Origin of the sequence: Xylanimonas ulmi (genome assembly GCF_004216535.1) — a bacterium.
GTDB classification, from domain to species: Bacteria; Actinomycetota; Actinomycetes; order Actinomycetales; family Cellulomonadaceae; genus Xylanimonas; species Xylanimonas ulmi.
In genome coordinates this window covers 1,534,338-1,550,792 of record NZ_SGWX01000001.1, presented here as the reverse complement: position 1 = coordinate 1,550,792, position 16,455 = coordinate 1,534,338, and the positions used below count along the sequence as shown (strand labels likewise).

The 16,455-nt window shown below is 73.2% G+C and carries 17 protein-coding genes; 6 read left to right on the top strand and 11 right to left on the bottom strand.

Translation table 11 applies throughout. The features are described 5' to 3' along the window. Positions 1-95: 95 nt before the first annotated feature. The 4 genes from EV386_RS07145 to EV386_RS07130 form a co-directional block, all read right to left on the bottom strand. Positions 96-2,156: an elongation factor G gene (locus EV386_RS07145; protein WP_130413631.1), complete on the bottom strand. Its 2,061-nt coding sequence runs from the start codon at positions 2,154-2,156 to the stop codon at positions 96-98. Between the two features lie 108 nt (positions 2,157-2,264). Continuing rightward, positions 2,265-2,897: a dihydrofolate reductase family protein gene (locus EV386_RS07140; protein ID WP_130413630.1), complete on the bottom strand. Its 633-nt coding sequence runs from the start codon at positions 2,895-2,897 to the stop codon at positions 2,265-2,267. A 12-nt stretch (positions 2,898-2,909) separates the two neighbouring features. Then, a complete protein-coding gene (locus EV386_RS07135) occupies positions 2,910-3,305 on the bottom strand; it encodes a hypothetical protein (protein WP_242607868.1) in 396 nt (131 codons plus the stop codon). A gap of 101 nt (positions 3,306-3,406) precedes the next feature. After that, positions 3,407-4,630, bottom strand: a complete 1,224-nt coding sequence (locus EV386_RS07130; RefSeq protein WP_130413628.1) for a cation:dicarboxylate symporter family transporter — start codon at positions 4,628-4,630, stop codon at positions 3,407-3,409. A gap of 342 nt (positions 4,631-4,972) precedes the next feature. Between EV386_RS07130 and EV386_RS07125 the strand changes: the two genes are divergently transcribed. Together EV386_RS07125 and EV386_RS07120 are read left to right on the top strand one after the other, a co-directional pair. Next, complete coding sequence (locus EV386_RS07125) at positions 4,973-5,335, top strand: PadR family transcriptional regulator (RefSeq protein WP_130416815.1); 363 nt, start codon at positions 4,973-4,975, stop codon at positions 5,333-5,335. Further along, positions 5,332-6,735 (top strand): permease prefix domain 1-containing protein, encoded by a 1,404-nt coding sequence (locus EV386_RS07120; RefSeq protein ID WP_242607867.1) that lies wholly within the window; start codon positions 5,332-5,334, stop codon positions 6,733-6,735. The genes EV386_RS07125 and EV386_RS07120 overlap by 4 nt, the downstream gene beginning before the upstream one ends. Positions 6,736-6,765: 30 nt before the next feature. Here EV386_RS07120 and EV386_RS07115 read toward each other — a convergent pair whose 3' ends face one another. Continuing rightward, a complete protein-coding gene (locus EV386_RS07115) occupies positions 6,766-7,827 on the bottom strand; it encodes a winged helix DNA-binding domain-containing protein (RefSeq protein WP_130413624.1) in 1,062 nt (353 codons plus the stop codon). A gap of 101 nt (positions 7,828-7,928) precedes the next feature. Next, positions 7,929-9,527: an ABC-F family ATP-binding cassette domain-containing protein gene (locus EV386_RS07110; RefSeq protein ID WP_130413622.1), complete on the bottom strand. Its 1,599-nt coding sequence runs from the start codon at positions 9,525-9,527 to the stop codon at positions 7,929-7,931. 189 nt (positions 9,528-9,716) lie between these two features. Between EV386_RS07110 and ypfJ the strand changes: the two genes are divergently transcribed. Next, complete coding sequence (ypfJ, locus tag EV386_RS07105; RefSeq protein ID WP_130413620.1) at positions 9,717-10,622, top strand: KPN_02809 family neutral zinc metallopeptidase; 906 nt, start codon at positions 9,717-9,719, stop codon at positions 10,620-10,622. A 30-nt stretch (positions 10,623-10,652) separates the two neighbouring features. Here the strand turns inward: ypfJ and EV386_RS07100 are convergent, their stop codons facing one another. The 3 genes from EV386_RS07100 to EV386_RS07090 are packed head-to-tail and all read right to left on the bottom strand — an operon-like array spanning position 10,653 to position 12,178. Continuing rightward, a complete protein-coding gene (locus tag EV386_RS07100) occupies positions 10,653-11,561 on the bottom strand; it encodes an SURF1 family cytochrome oxidase biogenesis protein (protein ID WP_130413618.1) in 909 nt (302 codons plus the stop codon). Beyond that, positions 11,558-11,812 (bottom strand): hypothetical protein, encoded by a 255-nt coding sequence (locus EV386_RS07095; protein ID WP_130413616.1) that lies wholly within the window; start codon positions 11,810-11,812, stop codon positions 11,558-11,560. Before EV386_RS07095 ends, EV386_RS07100 begins: the two co-directional genes overlap by 4 nt. Beyond that, positions 11,813-12,178, bottom strand: coding sequence for a DUF3099 domain-containing protein (locus tag EV386_RS07090; protein ID WP_242607866.1), 366 nt, complete (start codon positions 12,176-12,178; stop codon positions 11,813-11,815). It lies immediately after the preceding gene. 193 nt (positions 12,179-12,371) lie between these two features. On the opposite strand from EV386_RS07090, the gene fabG reads away from it, so the two are divergent. From fabG to EV386_RS07075, 3 genes are read left to right on the top strand one after another with little or no spacing between them, the layout of a single operon-like run. After that, on the top strand, positions 12,372-13,094 hold the full coding sequence (gene fabG, locus EV386_RS07085; RefSeq protein WP_130413614.1) for a 3-oxoacyl-ACP reductase FabG: 723 nt from the start codon (positions 12,372-12,374) through the stop codon (positions 13,092-13,094). Positions 13,095-13,143: 49 nt separating this feature from the next. Next, positions 13,144-13,914: an enoyl-ACP reductase FabI gene (gene fabI / locus EV386_RS07080; protein ID WP_130413612.1), complete on the top strand. Its 771-nt coding sequence runs from the start codon at positions 13,144-13,146 to the stop codon at positions 13,912-13,914. A gap of 29 nt (positions 13,915-13,943) precedes the next feature. Next, positions 13,944-14,453, top strand: a complete 510-nt coding sequence (locus EV386_RS07075; RefSeq protein ID WP_130413610.1) for a SixA phosphatase family protein — start codon at positions 13,944-13,946, stop codon at positions 14,451-14,453. 33 nt (positions 14,454-14,486) lie between these two features. Here the strand turns inward: EV386_RS07075 and serB are convergent, their stop codons facing one another. Together serB and glgC are read right to left on the bottom strand one after the other, a co-directional pair. Then, positions 14,487-15,158, bottom strand: a complete 672-nt coding sequence (gene serB, locus EV386_RS07070) for a phosphoserine phosphatase SerB (RefSeq protein WP_130413608.1) — start codon at positions 15,156-15,158, stop codon at positions 14,487-14,489. After that, on the bottom strand, positions 15,155-16,396 hold the full coding sequence (glgC, locus tag EV386_RS07065) for a glucose-1-phosphate adenylyltransferase (RefSeq protein WP_130413606.1): 1,242 nt from the start codon (positions 16,394-16,396) through the stop codon (positions 15,155-15,157). The genes serB and glgC overlap by 4 nt, the downstream gene beginning before the upstream one ends. Positions 16,397-16,455: the final 59 nt, after the last annotated feature.

The window sequence follows — 16,455 nt, the reverse complement described above, 5'->3', positions numbered from 1 at the left end:
GTCACCCTGCCTGACCTGGGTGAACGCGATGCGAACGGCAGGCGAACGCGCCGACGGGCGGCCGCCGCCGGCGACCGCCCGTGTGCCTTTGGGCCTCAGGCGTGCGTGGGGGTGGGTGCGACCTCGTAATGGTCCGGTGTGATCGTCACCTGTCCGTAGCCCTGGGTGAGCGAGCGCAGGTCGAGCGCGTAGCGCTGGAGCTCGACCTCGGGCGCTGTCGCGACCACGACGGCGTCGCCGGAGTCGGTCATCCGGGTGTCGTGCACGCGGCCGCGCCGCCCCGACAGGTCGTTCATGACCGCGCCCTGGTAGGCCTGCGGGACCGTGACGGTGACCGCCGAGACCGGCTCGAGCACGACGGTTCCCGCCGCGGCCAGGGCCTCGTGGACCGCCATCGACCCCGCGGTGCGGAACGCCATGTCGGACGAGTCGACGGAGTGCGACTTGCCGTCGACGAGCTCGACGCGCACGTCCACGACCGGGTGCCCGCTCGGGCCGCCGCGTTCGAGCGCGTCGCGCACGCCCTTCTCGACCGCCGGGATGTACTGCCGTGGCACGGCGCCGCCGACCACCGAGTCCACGAACTCGAAGCCTCCGCCGGGGCCGAGGGGCGAGACGATGAGTTGGACGACGGCGAACTGCCCATGGCCGCCCGACTGCTTCTTGAGGCGTCCCTCGGCCTTGGCCTCGCGTTTGATGGTCTCGCGGAAGGCGACGGGCGCGGGAGCCGTGGTGACGTTGACCCCGAAGACGCGCTTGAGCCGGTCGACGAGGATCTCGATGTGCGTCTCGCCGAGGCCGCGGGCGATGGTGCGCCCGCCGGTGTGCTCGACCGACAGCGTGTGGTCCTCCGCGACGGCCCGGGCCAGCGCCGTCGAGAGCTTCTCGGTGTCGGACTGTGTGACCGGGTCGAGCGCCACCGAGTACACCGGCGGGTGGTGCGGCAGCGGGCGCGGGCGCGCGTGGCCCGACGGACGCGACCACAACAGCGACCCGGCGGGGGTGCCCACGAGCTTCGCGGCGCCGCCCACGTCGCCCGCGCGCAGCTCGTCGCAGGGCAGGCGCTGCGCGCCGCGCAGGCGGAACAGCCCGCCGAACCGCTCCTCGGCGCCGGTCGTGGCGTTGTGCAGCCGGTCGCCGGGGCGGATGGTCCCCGACAGCACCCTCAGCATCGTGATCTGGCCGAGGAACTGGTCGGCGACGACGTCGAAGGCGTGCACCAGCGCCTCGCCGTGCCGGTCGCGGGCCACCGCGACCTCGGTGCCGTCGTCCGTGACGATGGCCGCGTCCCTGGTGGCCAGCGCCGGCGCGAGCAGGCACAGCACGTCGATGAACCGGTCGACGCCCGTCTCGGTGACGCCCGAGGCGACGACGACGGGCACGGCCTCGCCCGCGGCGATCTCCTGCGCGAACCGGCGCTGCAGGTCGTCGAGCGAGGGCTCGTTCCCGTCGAGGTAGGCCTCCAGCAGGGTGTCGTCGTGCGAGACGACCTCCTCGGTGACGTCGTCGTGCAGCGAGTGGCTCTCGGCGGCGAGGTCGGTGGGCAGCGGCTCCACGGACCGCTTGCCGGCCGGGCCCTGGACGAGGGCGCGCTCGCCGAGCACGTCGACCACGGCCCGGAACTCCTCCTCCGTGCCGATGGGCAGCTCGATGGGCCACAGCCGGGAGCCGAACGCCTCACGCAACTCGTCGAGCACGCGGTGGAAGTCCGCCTGTGGGCGGTCCGCGCACGTGACCATGACGATGCGGGGCACACCCGCGGCGTCGGCCGCGGCCCATGCCGCGTGCGTCCCCGCGGTGACGCCCGCGACCGCCGAGACGACGACGATCGCGAGGTCGCAGGCCGACAGTGCGGCGTCGACGCCGCCGACGAAGTCGGGGTGCCCGGGCGTGTCGGCCAACGTCAGCTCATAGTGCTCGCCGTCGTCGGAGTCCCACTCCAGGAATGTGAGGCCGGTGGTCAGCGTGGTGCCGCGCGCGACCTCCTCCGGCTGGTAGTCACCGACCGTCGTCCCGGCGGCGATGGTGCCCGGGCGGGCGATCGCTCCGGCTCGGTGGAGTACGGCCTCGACCAGTGTGGTCATGCCTGATCCGGCGCTGCCGACGAGCGCCGCCATGATGTGTCTGCCGACAGGTGACTCCGCGTCGAGTTCCATCCCCTGAACCTAGCGGGCGGGGCGTCGCACGGCGCGGGTTTCGGCGGGATTCGGCGCGCGTCACATCACCCGTGACACCGCCTGCCAGGCCCCCGCGCGCGGCCTCCGTCACCGGCCGCGGTCGGGCGCGCCCATGTCCCCGACGCCCGGCGCGCCATCGGCGAGCGCGTAGCGCAGGAACACCGTGCCTGAGGGGCCCGCGACGGGAGGCTCCAACAGCGTGAGGCTCGCGGGGACCGCCCCGTCCGCGAACACCCTCTTGCCGCCGCCGAGCACGATCGGGTGCACCCACAGGTCGAGCCGGTCGAACAGGCGCTCGCGCAGCAGGGTCTGGACCAGGTTGAGGCTGCCGACCACGCGCACCTGCTCGTGGCGGTCGCGGACCTCGCGCACCGCGCGGGCCAGATCCGGGCCGAGCAGCGTCGAGCCCGCCCAGTCGAGGCGCGGTCGCCCGCGTGAGGCGACGTACTTGGGGATCGAGTTGAACAGCCGGGCGATCTCGAAGTCCTCGTCGCCCTCGTAGCGCGGCCAGTACGCCGCGAAGATGTCGTAGGTGCGCCGCCCGAGCAGCAGCGCGTCCGCGCCCTCGTACGCCGCGGCGACCTGCGCGCCGGCGACGTCGTCGAGCACAGGCGCCTGCCAGCCGCCGTAGGCGAAGTCGTCGGGGTCCTCGTCCGGGCCGCCCGGCGCCTGCGCGACGAGGTCGAGGGTTGCGAACAGCTCGATCTGGATGATGCCCATAGCGCCCTCCGGTCAGCCCTTGCGCCCCCGCGTGCCGAACACGCCGCCGCCGAACGAGCACGCGATCCCGATCACGAACCCAACGTCGTACCAGTTGCCCGTGTTGTGGACCTCGTAGACCGAGACGGTGTCGGTGAACAACGACACGACGAACGTGATCGGCAGGATCAGCCCGTGCCACAGCCCGAGCCAGAGCCCTGCGGGGTCGGCGCCGCCGGGTGCGGGGGTGTCGAGCTGCGGGTTGGCGCCTGCGGCGCACGCGGCCAGCAGGAGGGCGGCGGTCACGAGCGCGGCCGTCGTCGCGGCGCGCCGCCAGGTCAGGCGCGGCGAGCCCGCGCGCTTGTGCGCGCCCCGGCCTGCGGCGACCGGCGCGCCCGCGTCGCGTGCGCCCCCATCGTGTCCGTCCACCCGCGCCTCCGCCGTCGGTCTCCCGCCAGGTCCCGCGTTTCGACGGTATCCCGCCCCGGACGCGCTCGCCCCAGGAAGCCGCTCGCCCCCGCGACCCAGGCTCAGGCGCCGCCGGCGCCCGCGCCGACCAGCTCGCGGGTGGGGGCGGCGTCGTCGGCGTCGTCGGCGCGGCCCCGCTGCGCGTAGCGGGACAGGACCATGAGCATCGGACCGTCGCTGACGATGTTGGTGGACGTCCCGAACGAGTCCTGGAGCGCGAAGATCGCGAGCATGAGGCCGACTCCCGCCTCGTCGAAGCCCAGCACCGAGGTGACCAGGCCGAGCGAGGCCATGAGCGTGCCGCCAGGGACGCCGGGCGCCGCGACCGCGAAGACGCCCAGCAGCACCACGAACAGCAGGATCGTGCGCAGGCCAGGAAGCTCGCCGTAGAGCACCTGCGAGGTGGTCAGGGCCAGGAACGTGATGCTCATGACCGAGCCGGGCATGTGGACGTGGGTGAACAGCGGCACGCCGAAGTCGACCATCCGCCGGTCGAGGACCGAGGAGGCCGAGGCCCCCTTGAGCGCGACGCCGAGCGTGGCCGCCGAGGACATCGTGCCGATCGCCGTGAGGTACGCGGCGCCGTAGTGGCGCACGACCTCGAACGGGTTGCGGCGCGAGTACGCCGTCGCCGCGATGTACAGGACCGTGACCCACACCAGGTGCACGGCGACGACGGCGCCGAGCGCCTGGAGGAAGACGGGCGCCTGGCGGGTGAGGCGGCCTTGATAGGCCAGCAGGGCGAACACCGAGGCGATGAACAGGGGCAGGACGGGGATGACGACCTTGGCCACGACGCGCAGCACGATGGCGTGCAACTCCTCGAGCGCGCCGCCCCAGCGTTCGGCGCGCGTCCACGCGACCGCGAGGCCGAGCAGCAGGGCGAGGGCGAGCGCGCTCATGGTCGGCATGACGGGTGGGACGTCGAGCTCGAACAGCATGTCGGGCAGCGGGCGCAGACCCTCGACCTCGGCGGGGATGGAGAGCGCGGGGACGATCAGGTAGCCGGCGGCGGCCGCGAGCAGCGAGGCGAGCACGGCCGAGGTGTAGCCGAGGGTGAGCGAGACGCCCAGCAGGCGCGAGGCGCCCGCGCCCATACGGGCGATCGACGGGGCGACGAAGCCCAGGACGATCAGCGGGACGGCGAACAGGACGAGCTGGCCGGTCAGGTGGCGCACGCTCTGCACGACGCTGATGGCGGTCTCGTTCGCGAGCAGGCCGACGACGGCGCCGAGCGCGATGGCGGCGAGGAGTCGGAGGGGGAGGGTCTTGACGAGCTGGGTCACGGAGGATCCTCGGCGGGTGGCGGGTCGGAGGAAGAGGGCGCGACCGGGCACACGAAAGGCCGACCGCGCGCGAGGGCGACGGCCGGCCTGGATCCACCTGACACGATCGCGCGGAGCGGATCGTGGGGGCGCGCGGACGCCGCCCTAGGGACAGGTCCCCAGGGTGCGGGAGTGGGTGGCGATGCGCGGCATGGCGGCGATCTTGGCGCAGGCGCGCGGGCTCGGGCAAGCGGCGCCCCGCGGATCGTCGGGCGGCGCCGGGTGAGTCGGCGCGTCCTGCGCCCCGATACCTTGTGGTGCTAGGGTTCAATCCCTTGCACCGCTAGGTATAGGAGCGTGCTCGTGCACATCGACAAGGACCTGGTCGCGGCCAGCGCGACACCGCTCGTCCTGGGCATCCTCGCGGGCGGCGACCTGCACGGGTACGCCATCCTCAAACGCGTCGGCGAGCTGTCCGGGGGCCGCATGCAGTGGACCGACGGCATGCTCTACCCGCTGCTGCACCGGCTTGAGCGCAACGGCTGGGTCACCGCCCGGTGGGGCGTGTCCGAGGCGGGGCGCAAGCGCAAGCACTACGCGCTGACCCCCGCCGGACGCCAAGCCCTGGGCGAGCGACAGGCGCAGTGGGGTGTCGTCGCCGACGCGCTGCGCCAGGTGTGGGACCGGCGTGAGGCCGGCCCCGCGACCGCGGAGGCATGGGCGTGAGCGGCGGGCCGGACGAGCCGGGTCAGGCTCCCACCCCGGCCGGTCTCGACGAGCGCGGGACGCTGGAGGAGCAGATCGACCTGTGGCGCTCCTGGGTGCTGCGGCGCCATGCCATCACCCCGGACGACGCCGAGGAGTTGGAGGACAACCTGCGCGGCCGGGTCGACGACCTGCGCGCCGGCGGCCTCGACGACGACGAGGCCTTCCTCGTCGCGGTCAAGCGCATGGGCGGCCTCGACGCCGTCTCGCGTGAGTTCGCGCGCGAGCACTCCGAGCGGCTGTGGCGCCAGCTCGTCCTGGTGCCCGACGAGCCCGCCGCGACGACGACACGCCTACGCGACCTCGGCGTGCTGATCGCGCTGGCCGGGGCCTGCGGACTCGTCGTCAAGGCGCTGCTCGGCGCCCGTGACGACACCCTGCTGCTCGCCAACGCCGCCGTCGCCGTCCTGCCGTTCCTCGCCGCCTACTTCGCATGGTCGCGGCGGCTGCCCGCGCGCGTCGTCGTCGCACTGGTGGCGCTCGCCGCGGCGCCGGCGCTCGCGGTCAACCTCTACCCGTTCGCCAGCCCGGCGAACGACGGCCCCGGGATGACATTCGTGCTGGCCGCGACCCATCTGCCGGTCGTGCTCTGGCTGCTGCTGGGCGTCGCCTACACCGGCCGCTGGCGTTCTCACGCCCGTCGGATGGACTTCGTCCGGTTCACGGGTGAGCTGCTCATCTACCTCACGCTCATCGCGATCGGCGGCAGCATGCTGCTGGGCCTGACCGTGGCCATGTTCGGCGTCGTCAACGTCAGCCTCGAGCCCTTCGTCGAGGACTGGCTCATGCCGTTCGCCGGCCCAGGAGCGCTCTTCGTCGCGGCCTGGCTCGTCGAGGCGAAGAAGAGCGTCGTGGAGAACATGGCGCCTGTGCTCACGCGCGTCTTCACCCCGCTGACCGTGGTCATGCTGGCGGCGACGCTCGTGGTGCTGCTCGCCCACGGGTCGCTCGTTTCGGTGGACCGCGAGCTGTTGATCCTCATGGACGCCGTGCTGGTGCTGGTGCTCGCGCTGCTGCTCTACTCGATCTCGGCGCGCGACCCGCTCGCGCCGCGCACCTGGTTCGACGGGCTCCAGCTCGTGCTCGTCGTGGTCGCCGTCGCGGTCAACGCCGTCGCCCTGTCGGCGATGGTCTCGCGCACCGCCGAGTTTGGGTGGACGGCCAACAAGACGGCGGCGCTCGGCCTCAACCTGGTGCTGCTGGTCCACCTGGTCGGGACCGGGTGGCTGGTGTGGCGGTTCCTGCGCGGGGCGGGCGGGTTCGGCGCCGTCGAGCGTTGGCAGACGCGCTACCTGCCGGTGTACGCCGCCTGGGCGGCGGTGGTGGTGCTCGTGTTCCCGCCCGTCTTCGCGTTCGTGTGAGTGGGGGAGCGGGGGAGCGGCGGGCCCGGCTCAGGCGATGGTGAGCGTCGCGGGCAGGCCGGCGAACCGGCCGTAGCGCTCGGCCTCGGCCTCAAGGCCGGCGCGCGCTCGCGCGGAAAGGCTCACGGGCGTCGAGACCGTGACGACGACGCCGCGCGTCGTCTCCGCGCGCGTCCACAGGCCGACGAGCGCGCCGTCGACCAGCACCAGCCCCTGCGCGCGCAGCACCGCGTCGGTCGCGTACGGGCCCCAGTCGCCCGGGTCGCGACGGTAGGAGATGAGCTCGTCGTAGTTGGACAGCAGCATCGCCGCGGGCACGGGCGACGCATCCGGTGCGGCGTCGTCGTCGACGAACAGCTCGACGCCCGCGAGCGTGACGGGGCGCAGGGCCGCGAGGGCGAACGCGCGGCGCGCCGCCGTGACCGGCAGCGACGCCCACCAGGCGAGGTCCTCGGGACGCGCAGGGCCGTGGCCGCACACGTAGCGGCGCGCGAGCCACGCGAGGCGCTCGTCGTCGGCGCGGCGCGACGGCGGCAGGTCGAGCGCGCGGTAGGTGTGCTGCTTGCCGCGCATGGGACCGGACCCGACCGCTCCGCGCAGTTCCGCCTCGATGAGCACATGCGCGAGCGGCTGCGTCGCCCACCGGCCGCCCGGCCCGTCGAGTCCGGCCGCGGTCAGGTGTGCGGCGACCTCGGCGCGGGTCAGCGGGCCGTGGGCGCGCACGGCCTCGGCGACGACGTCGGCGGCGGCGTGGCGCGTGGCGGGCGGCAGGCCGGCGGTCCGCGCCGCGGTGTCCAGGGTGCGGCGCACACGGTCTGCGGTCAGCGCGAGCAGGTCGGGCAGGTCGGCGGCCAGCACGTGGTGCCACGTTGGGCGCAGCACGTGCGTGCGCACGAAGGCTCCGGCGTCGAACTCCGCGGCGAGTTGCGCGCGTGTGCGTCCGCTGCGCCGCGACAGCGCCCACAGCGACATGTCGTGCAGTTGCGCCTGCACGCCGCCCAGCCGCCCGACCACGAACGCCCCGTCGCCCCGGGCCGTCCCCGCAGTGACCATCTGCGCCCGGACCCGGTACGCGAGCAACCCCTCTCTCACCCCCGCACCCTCCCACGAGATACCGGTCCCGCGTCGAGATACCGGAGTCCGGTCACCGAGAACACCCGGAATGACCGAGGACCGGTATCTCGGCGGGGTGGTTAGGCGAGGGAGACGAGGTCGCGGTAGGTGTCGCTCCAGAGGTCCTCGTCGCCGTCGGGCAGGAGCAGGACGCGCTCGGGCTCCAGGGCGTCGACCGCTCCGTCGTCGTGCGTGACCATGACGACGGCGCCCTCGTACGTCTTGAGCGCGCCCAGGATCTCCGCGCGCGAGGCCGGGTCGAGGTTGTTGGTCGGCTCGTCGAGCAGCAGCACGTTGGCGCTGGAGACCACGAGGGTCGCCAGGGCCAGGCGCGTCTTCTCGCCGCCCGACAGCACGTGCGTCGGCTTGTCGGCGTCGTCGCCCGAGAACAGGAACGAGCCGAGCACGCTGCGCACCTCGGTGTCGGTGAGGTCGGGCGCCGCGTGGCGCAGATTCTCCACGACCGTCACGTCCATGTCGAGCGTGTCGTGCTCCTGCGCGTAGTAGCCCAGCTTGAGCCCGTGCCCAGGTACGACCTCGCCCGTGTCGGGCTTCTCGACGCCGGCCAGGATGCGCAGCATCGTCGTCTTGCCCGCGCCGTTGAGTCCGAGGATGACCACGCGCGACCCGCGGTCGATCGCCAGGTCCACCCCGGTGAACACCTCGAGCGAGCCGTAGGACTTCGACAGGTCCTTGGCCGTGAGCGGCGTGCGGCCCGACGGCGCGGGCTTGGGGAAGCGCAGCCGCGCCACCTTGTCGGCCTGCCGCTCGCCCTCCAACCCGCCCAGCATGGTCTCGGCGCGGCGGATCATGTTCTGCGCCGCCACCGCCTTGGTCGCCTTCGCGCGCATCTTCTCGGCCTGGGCCAGCAGCGCGCCGGCCTTCTTCTCGGCGTTGGCGCGCTCACGACGGCGGCGCTTCTCGTCCTGCTCGCGCTGCTCCAGATACTTGTCCCAGCCCAGGTTGTACTGGTCGAGCTCGCCCCGGTTGGCGTCGAGGTGGAACACCTTGTTGACGGTGTCGCGCAACAGGTCGACGTCGTGGCTGATGACGATGAACCCGCCCGGGTAGGAGCGCAGGTAGTCGCGCAGCCACAGGATCGAGTCCGCGTCGAGGTGGTTGGTCGGCTCGTCGAGCAGCAGTGTGCCGACACCCGAGAACAGGATGCGGGCCAGTTCGACGCGACGGCGCTGCCCGCCCGACAGGGTGCGCAGCGGCTGGCCCAGGATGCGGTCGTCGAGCCCGAGGTTGTGCGTGATGCGGTGCGCCTCGGACTCGGCGGCGTACCCGCCCGCCGCCAGGAACCGCGTCTCGAGCTTGGGGTAGCGCTCGAGCGCGGCGGCCATGACGTCGGGGTCGGGCGAGGCCATGCGGGCCTCGGTCTCACGCATGGCCGTGACCAGGTAGTCGAGCCCCCGCGCCGAGAGCACGCGGTCCATCGCGATGACGTCGAGGTCACCGGTGCGCGGGTCCTGCGGCAGGTAGCCGACGTCGGACGACCGCACGATCTGGCCCGATGTCGGCTGCGTCTCGCCCGCGAGGGTCTTGGTGAGCGTCGTCTTGCCGGCGCCGTTGCGGCCGACGAGGCCGATGCGGTCGCCTGAGGCGATGCGGAAGGTCGCCTCGTGCAGCAGGACGCGGGCGCCGATGCGGAGCTCGACGCCGTGGGCGGTGATCACAGGTGTGCCTCGGTGTCTGTCGGGAAGGTCGGGAACCCCGGCGCGCGCAGCCCCAAGAGGCCCGTGCGGGGGCGCCGACGGCGGCGGCGGCCACCCGAGTCTACCGGGGCGCCAGGCCGCCGCGGCGGCGCAGGGGACGCGGCCCCGACTGGGGCCGCGCGCCGCGAGCGCGCGACTTACCGTGTGCACATGACGTTCAGCGAGGGGGGCAAGTTCGAGGGCGGGCGCGTGCGCAAGGGCGGCGGCACCCGCCGCACCGGGGCTATCGCAGGCGGCGGCCTCGGCGCGGTCATCGTCGCGCTGCTGGCGATGTTCTTCGGCAACGGCGGCGACATCGCCGGACTCACCGACGCGCTCACCGGCGCCGACGGCGCCCAGCAGCAGGCCACCGGCGAGGATCAGTTCGTTGCCGACTGCACCGCGCTGCAGGCCAACACCGACCTGGACTGCGAGCTGTCGGCCACGGCGCAGGCGCTCGACGCGTACTGGCAGGACGTCCTGCCCGAGCAGGCCGGGGTGCAGTACACCCAGCCCGGGGTGTACAGCTTCACGCAGGCCGTCGACACCGCGTGCGGCCCGGCGACCGCCGACACGGGGCCCTTCTACTGCCCACCCGACCAGACGATCTACGTCGACGTCAGCTTCTACGACGAGCTGACCTCGCGCTTCGGGTCCTCCGGCGGGCCGCTGGCGCGCAAGTACGTCGTCGCGCACGAGATGGGACACCACATCGAGAACCTCATCGGCGCGATGGACGAGGCGAACCGGGGTGGGACGGGCGCGGCCTCCGACTCGGTGCGCATCGAGCTCATGGCCGACTGCCTCGCCGGCATGTGGGCCGCGCACGCCGCCACGACCCTCGACCCCGACACCGGAATCCCGTTCCTGAACCCGCTCACCGAGGCCGATGTGCGCGACGCGCTGTCGGCGGCCTCGGCCGTCGGCGACGACCGCATCCAGCAGCAGGCCACGGGCCGCGTCAACCCCGAGGCGTTCACGCACGGCACCTCGCAGCAGCGCGTGCGCTGGTTCACGGCCGGCTACAACGGCGGAACACTCCAGACGTGCGACGCGCTGCACGCGGCGCGGCTGTGACCTCACGCGGTCACTCGTCGCGCCGACCGCTCACTCGTCGCCGAGCGCCGCGTCCTCGATCTCCTCGTCCGTCGGCCGACGACGTCGCGGCGGCCGCGGGGCGCGCGTGCTCGCCTCGCCTGTGGCCAGCAGCAGATCGCCCGCCGTCGGCTGGGCGCCGCGGGTCTCGCGCCGCCACAGCACGAGGTACCCGCCGAGCGCGCCGGCCGCGAAGACGCACCACTGGAAGGTGTACGACAGGTGTGAGCCCGGGTCGAGGTCGGGCGCGGGGAGCGGGATGAGCGCGGTGGGCACAGGCTCCGCGTCGGAGGCGGTCTGCTCGGTGCGCAGTTGCCCGTAGGCCGCCACGGTCCGGCCTTGCGCCCATGACGCGCCCGACGGCCCCGCGCCCAGCACCTGCGCCGTCGATATCGCCTGCACCTGCCCGCCGGGGGCGCCGCGCGAGGACGCCGGCTCGTCGGCGCGCAGCGTCACGGTCGCCGTGACCTCGCCGTCCGGGGGAGCGGGGAACGCGTCGGGCTTGCTGGAGTCCTCACCGAGCGGCACGAACCCGCGGTCGACCACCAGCACGAGCCCGTCGTCGGCCTCGAACGGGACGAGCACGTGGAAGCCCGCCGTCGAGTCGACGGGCCGGTTGCGCAGCAGCACCGTGTCCTGGGGACGGTAGCGCCCGGTCAGCGTGACGGGGCGCCAGACCTCGTCGTCGGCCAGCGCCGCGCCGGGCGCGGGCAGCAGTTCGCCGACGGCGACGGGCGCCGCGCCGTAGTTGGACTCGATCAGGTGGATCTGCGCCTCACGCGCCGTGTAGCGGTGCCACTGCCACACGGCGGCGAGCACACACAGCGCGGCGACCACCACAGCCCCGAGGCCGAGCGTCACCCACTGACGACGGGTGCGCGACGCTGTGGCCGCAGGCGCCGGCGCCGTGGCGAGCGTCACGAGCGCGGGTCCGGGTCGAGCCGTTCGAGGTCGGCGACGGGCACGGTCCGCCTCCAGAACTCGCGGCGGCCGAGGAACTGCTCCAGCGTCGGGCGATGGTCGTCGCACGCGAGCCACACCTTGCGCCGCTCGGGCGTGTGCAGCTTGGGGTTGTTCCACAGCAGACCCCAGGCGGCGGGCGCCCGGCAGCCCTTGGCCGAGCAGACGAGGTCGCCCGCGGCGACCGGGTCCGCGGCGCCCAGCAGGTCCATTCAGCTCTCCTCGGGATCGTTCTCGACGACGGTCGCCCCCTCGGGCGCCGGCGGCAACTGCTGGGGCGCGGCGGGCTCGAGCGCCGAGGTGGCGTACTGGACCCGGTCGCGGCCCGCGTTGACCAGGATCACCGCGAGATAGGGGATGACGACGGCGCCGGCGATCAGCGTCCACCGCAGCCAGCCGTCGGCGAAGTAGGCGCCGACGAAGCACACCACGCGCAGCCCCATCTGCAGCAGGTACCGGCGCTGGCGGCGCGCCTGGTCGTCGGTGAGGGACTCGGGCGCGTCGGTGATCGACGGCACCGCTCCGTCCTGCCGACGGCCGGACCCGGCGGCCGACGCGCTGGTCCGCGTGGTGCTCACACCGCCAGTCTACGAGCGGTCGGTCGCGTCAGGGCACACCCCCCAAGGGGTCCGTGACTGCCCGCGGGCGGACCTGGGGCGTTGTAGGAATCCGGCAAGTCCGGGCTGTGAAGCGGTCCGCGGCGTGCGCGTGGTCAGGCGCGGCGTCGCGGTACGTTCACACTCGGCCCCTCCCGACGAAAGGAACCCTCCCATGAGCGCGATGAGCGCGCCCGCCCGTGTCGTGGTCGTGACCGGAGCCTCGCGCGGCATCGGCCGCGCCATCGCCGAGGCGTTCGTCGCCGCCGGTGACACCGTCGCCGCGCTGCATCGCGGCGGCGACGTGCCCGACGGCGCCCACGGCTACGTCGCCGACGTGACCGACTCCGCCGCGGTCGACGCGGCGTTCACCGCGATCGAGGCGGACCTCGGCCCGGTCGAGGTGCTCGTGGCCAACGCCGGCGTCACGCGTGACGGACTGCTCCTGCGCATGAGCGACGAGGACTTCGACGCCGTCCTGGACACCAACCTCGCGGGCACGTTCCGCGTGGTGCGCCGCGCCTCGAAGGGCATGATCCGCCTGCGGCGCGGCCGGATCGTCATGATCGGCTCGGTCGTGGGCCTGTACGGCGGCGCGGGCCAGGTCAACTACGCCGCGTCCAAGGCGGCGCTGGTCGGCATGGCCCGGTCGATCACGCGTGAGCTCGGCGGCCGCGGCATCACCGCGAACGTCGTCGCTCCGGGCTTCGTCGAGACGGCGATGACCGCTGTGCTGCCCGAGGACACCCAGCGGCAGTACAAGTCGGCGATCCCCGCGGGCCGGTTCGCCACCGTCGACGAGGTTGCGGGCGTCGTGCGGTTCCTCGCCTCCGACGCCGCGGCCTACGTCTCGGGAGCGGTCATCCCGGTCGACGGTGGCCTCGGCATGGGCCACTGACGGCCCGCTTCGTTAGTCTCCCCCCAGCACCAGCTCCCGAAAGGTCATCATGGGTCTGCTCGACGGCAAGAAGCTCCTCGTCACCGGGGTGCTGACCGACAGCTCGATCGCGTTTCACGCCGCACGCCTCGCGCAGGAGGAGGGTGCGCAGGTCGTGCTCTCCTCGTTCGGCCGCCAGATGAAGCTCACGCAGGCGTTCGCCCGCCGCCTGCCCGTCGAGGCGCCCGTGGTGCCGCTCGACGTGACGAGCCAAGAGGACCTCGACGGCCTCGCCGACGCCGTGCGCGCCGCAGGCCTCGACCGTCTCGACGGTGTGGTGCACTCGATCGGCTTCGCACCCCAGTCCGTGATGGGCGGCAACTTCCTGAGCGGTGCGTGGGAGGACGTCGCCACCGCGCTGCACGTGTCGACGTTCTCGTACAAGTCGCTCGCCGTGGCGGCCAAGCCGCTGATGACCGCGGGCGGCGCCGTCGTCGGCCTGACGTTCGACGCGCAGTTCGCCTGGCCCGTCTACGACTGGATGGGTGTCGCCAAGGCCGGCCTCGAGTCGGCCAACCGCTACCTGGCGCGTGACCTGGGCCCGGACGGCATCCGCGCCAACCTCGTCTCGGCCGGGCCGATCCGCACCACCGCAGCGAAGTCGATCCCCGGGTTCGCGACCATGGAGGACGCGTGGCCGAGCCGCGCGCCCCTCGGCTGGGACCAGACGACGGCCGAGCCCGCCGCGCGCGCCGTCGTCGCCCTGCTGTCTGATTGGTTCCCGGCGACGACCGGTGAGATCGTTCACGTCGACGGCGGTGTACACGCGATGGGGCAGTAGGCCTGCCCCCCGACGACCTGAGAGAGACGATGACCGTACGACGGCTGGTGCTCCTGCGACACGCCAAGGCCGAGCCGGGCCGCGACCGCGTGCCCGACGAGATGCGACCCCTGGCGACCAACGGACGCAAGCAGGCGGGCGGCGTCGGCAAGGCGTTCGCCGCCGCGGGTCTCGCCCCCGACCTCGCCCTGGTCTCGACGGCGCTGCGCACGCGCCAGACCTGGGAGCTGCTCTCGCGCCAGCTCGACGGCGCCGCGACCGACGTGCGTCTGCGCCCCGAGCTCTATGAGGCCTCGGTGGCCGACGTGCTCGACCTGGTGCGGTCTGCGGGCGGCGTCGCCACCGTGCTCGTCGTCGGGCACGAGCCGACCATCGCGGCGACCGCCGCGCACCTGGCCGGCCCCGGGTCCGACGACGCCGCGCTCGCCCAGGTGCGCGTGGGCGTGCCCACGGCGACCTACTCGATCCTGGAGTCCGAGGACGACTGGGCCGTGTGGGGCAGGTCGCGCGCGCGCCTGCTGACCGTCGCCCGCCCCTGAGGACGCCGTCGGCGCGGCCCGTCAGCGTGGGCCTCAGGGGACGCGCGCGAGCCCGTCCACCAGGTCGAGGACCTCGTCCAGACGACCGTCGAGGGCGTGCGGCGCCTGGGCGCGCACCACGGGCTTGGCCCGGTAGGCGACGCCCACGCCGGCCGCGGCGATCATGTCGAGGTCGTTCGCGCCGTCGCCGACGGCGACGGTGTCGGCCATCGCGACGCCCTCCGCGCCCGCCCACTCGCGCAGCGTCTGCGCCTTGACGGCTCGATCCACGACCGTCCCGAGCGTGCGGCCGGTCAGCACGCCGTCGGCGACCTCCAGCCGGTTGGCCCGCACACGTGTCACGCCGAGCGACGCCGCGAGCGGACCGACGACCTCCTCGAAGCCCCCTGAGACGAGCCCGAACGCCCAGCCGCGCCGGTGGCACTCGGCCACCAGCTCGGCCGCGCCGGGGGAGAGCACGACGGCCTTCCGCACGGCGTCGAGCGCCTCGACGCGCACCCCCGCGAGGGTCGCGACACGCTCACGCAGCGACTGGGCGAAATCGAGCTCGCCGCGCATCGCGCGCTCGGTCACCTCGGCGACCTGGGCGCGCGTGCCCGCGTGCTCGGCGAGGAGCTCGATGACCTCCTGCTGGATGAAGGTGGAGTCGACGTCGGTCACGACGAGGCGTCGCGGGGCCGTCACGTGCGGCAGCGCATGGTTCACGTGACGATTGTGCCCTTGGGGACAACCGTGATGCCCGACTCGGTCACGGTGAAGCCGCGCGCGCGGTCCTCCTCGTGGTCGACGCCGATGCGGGCGCGCTCGCCCACCACGACGTTCTTGTCGATGACCGCGCGGTGGACCTGCGCATGGCGGTGCACCTGGACGTCGTCCATGAGGACGGCGTTGGTGACCGTGGCCCACGAGTGCAGGTGCACGCCGGGCGACAGGATCGAGCCGGCGACCGTCGCGCCCGAGACGAGCACGCCCGGGGAGACGATCGAGTCCGCCGCGTGGCCGAGGCGACCGGGGCCCGCATGCACGAACTTGGCCGGCGGCAGGCCGATGTACCCGGTGTACAGCGGCCACTCGCCGTTGTAGAGGTTGAAGACCGGCTGGACGGCGATGAGGTCCTTGTTGGCCTCGAAGTAGGCGTCCATGGTGCCCACGTCGCGCCAGTAGTCGCGGTCGCGGTCGGTCGATCCCGGCACGTCGTTGCGGATGAAGTCGTAGACGCCCGCGGTGCCCTGCTCGACGAACGCCGGAATGATGTCGCCGCCCATGTCGTGGCGCGAGCTCGGGTCGGCCGCGTCCTTGGTGACGGCCTCGACCAGCGCGTCGACGTCGAACACATAGTTGCCCATCGACGCGAGCACCTCATGCGGCGCGTCGGGCAGGCCCACGGGGTTGGTCGGCTTCTCCAGGAACTCGCGGATGCGGTCCGGCTGGGCGGGGTCGACGTCGATCACGCCGAACTGGTCGGCGAGCGCGATGGGCTGGCGGATCGCCGCGACGGTGGCGCGGGCGCCCGACTCGATGTGCGCCGCGACCATCTGCGAGAAGTCCATGCGGTAGACGTGGTCGGCGCCCACGACGACCACGATGTCGGGCCGCTCGTCCTCGATGATGTTGAGGCACTGGTAGATCGCGTCCGCGCTGCCGAGATACCAGTGCTTGCCGACGCGCTGCTGCGCCGGCACCGACGAGACGAAGTTGCCCAAGAGCGGTGACATGCGCCACGTCTTGGAGATGTGCCGGTCCAGCGAGTGCGACTTGTACTGCGTCAGCACGACGACCCGCAGGTAGTGGGAGTTGATGATGTTCGAGAGCGCGAAGTCGATCAGACGGTAGATGCCGCCGAACGGCACCGCGGGCTTGGCGCGGTGAGCGGTCAGCGGCATCAGCCTCTTGCCTTCGCCGCCCGCGAGAACGATCGCGAGCACATGGGGGGTGGACGCCATGGCTTGACCCTATTGCCGCGCGCGCCGCGTCGCGCTGCCAGGACGCGTCGAGTTCATAG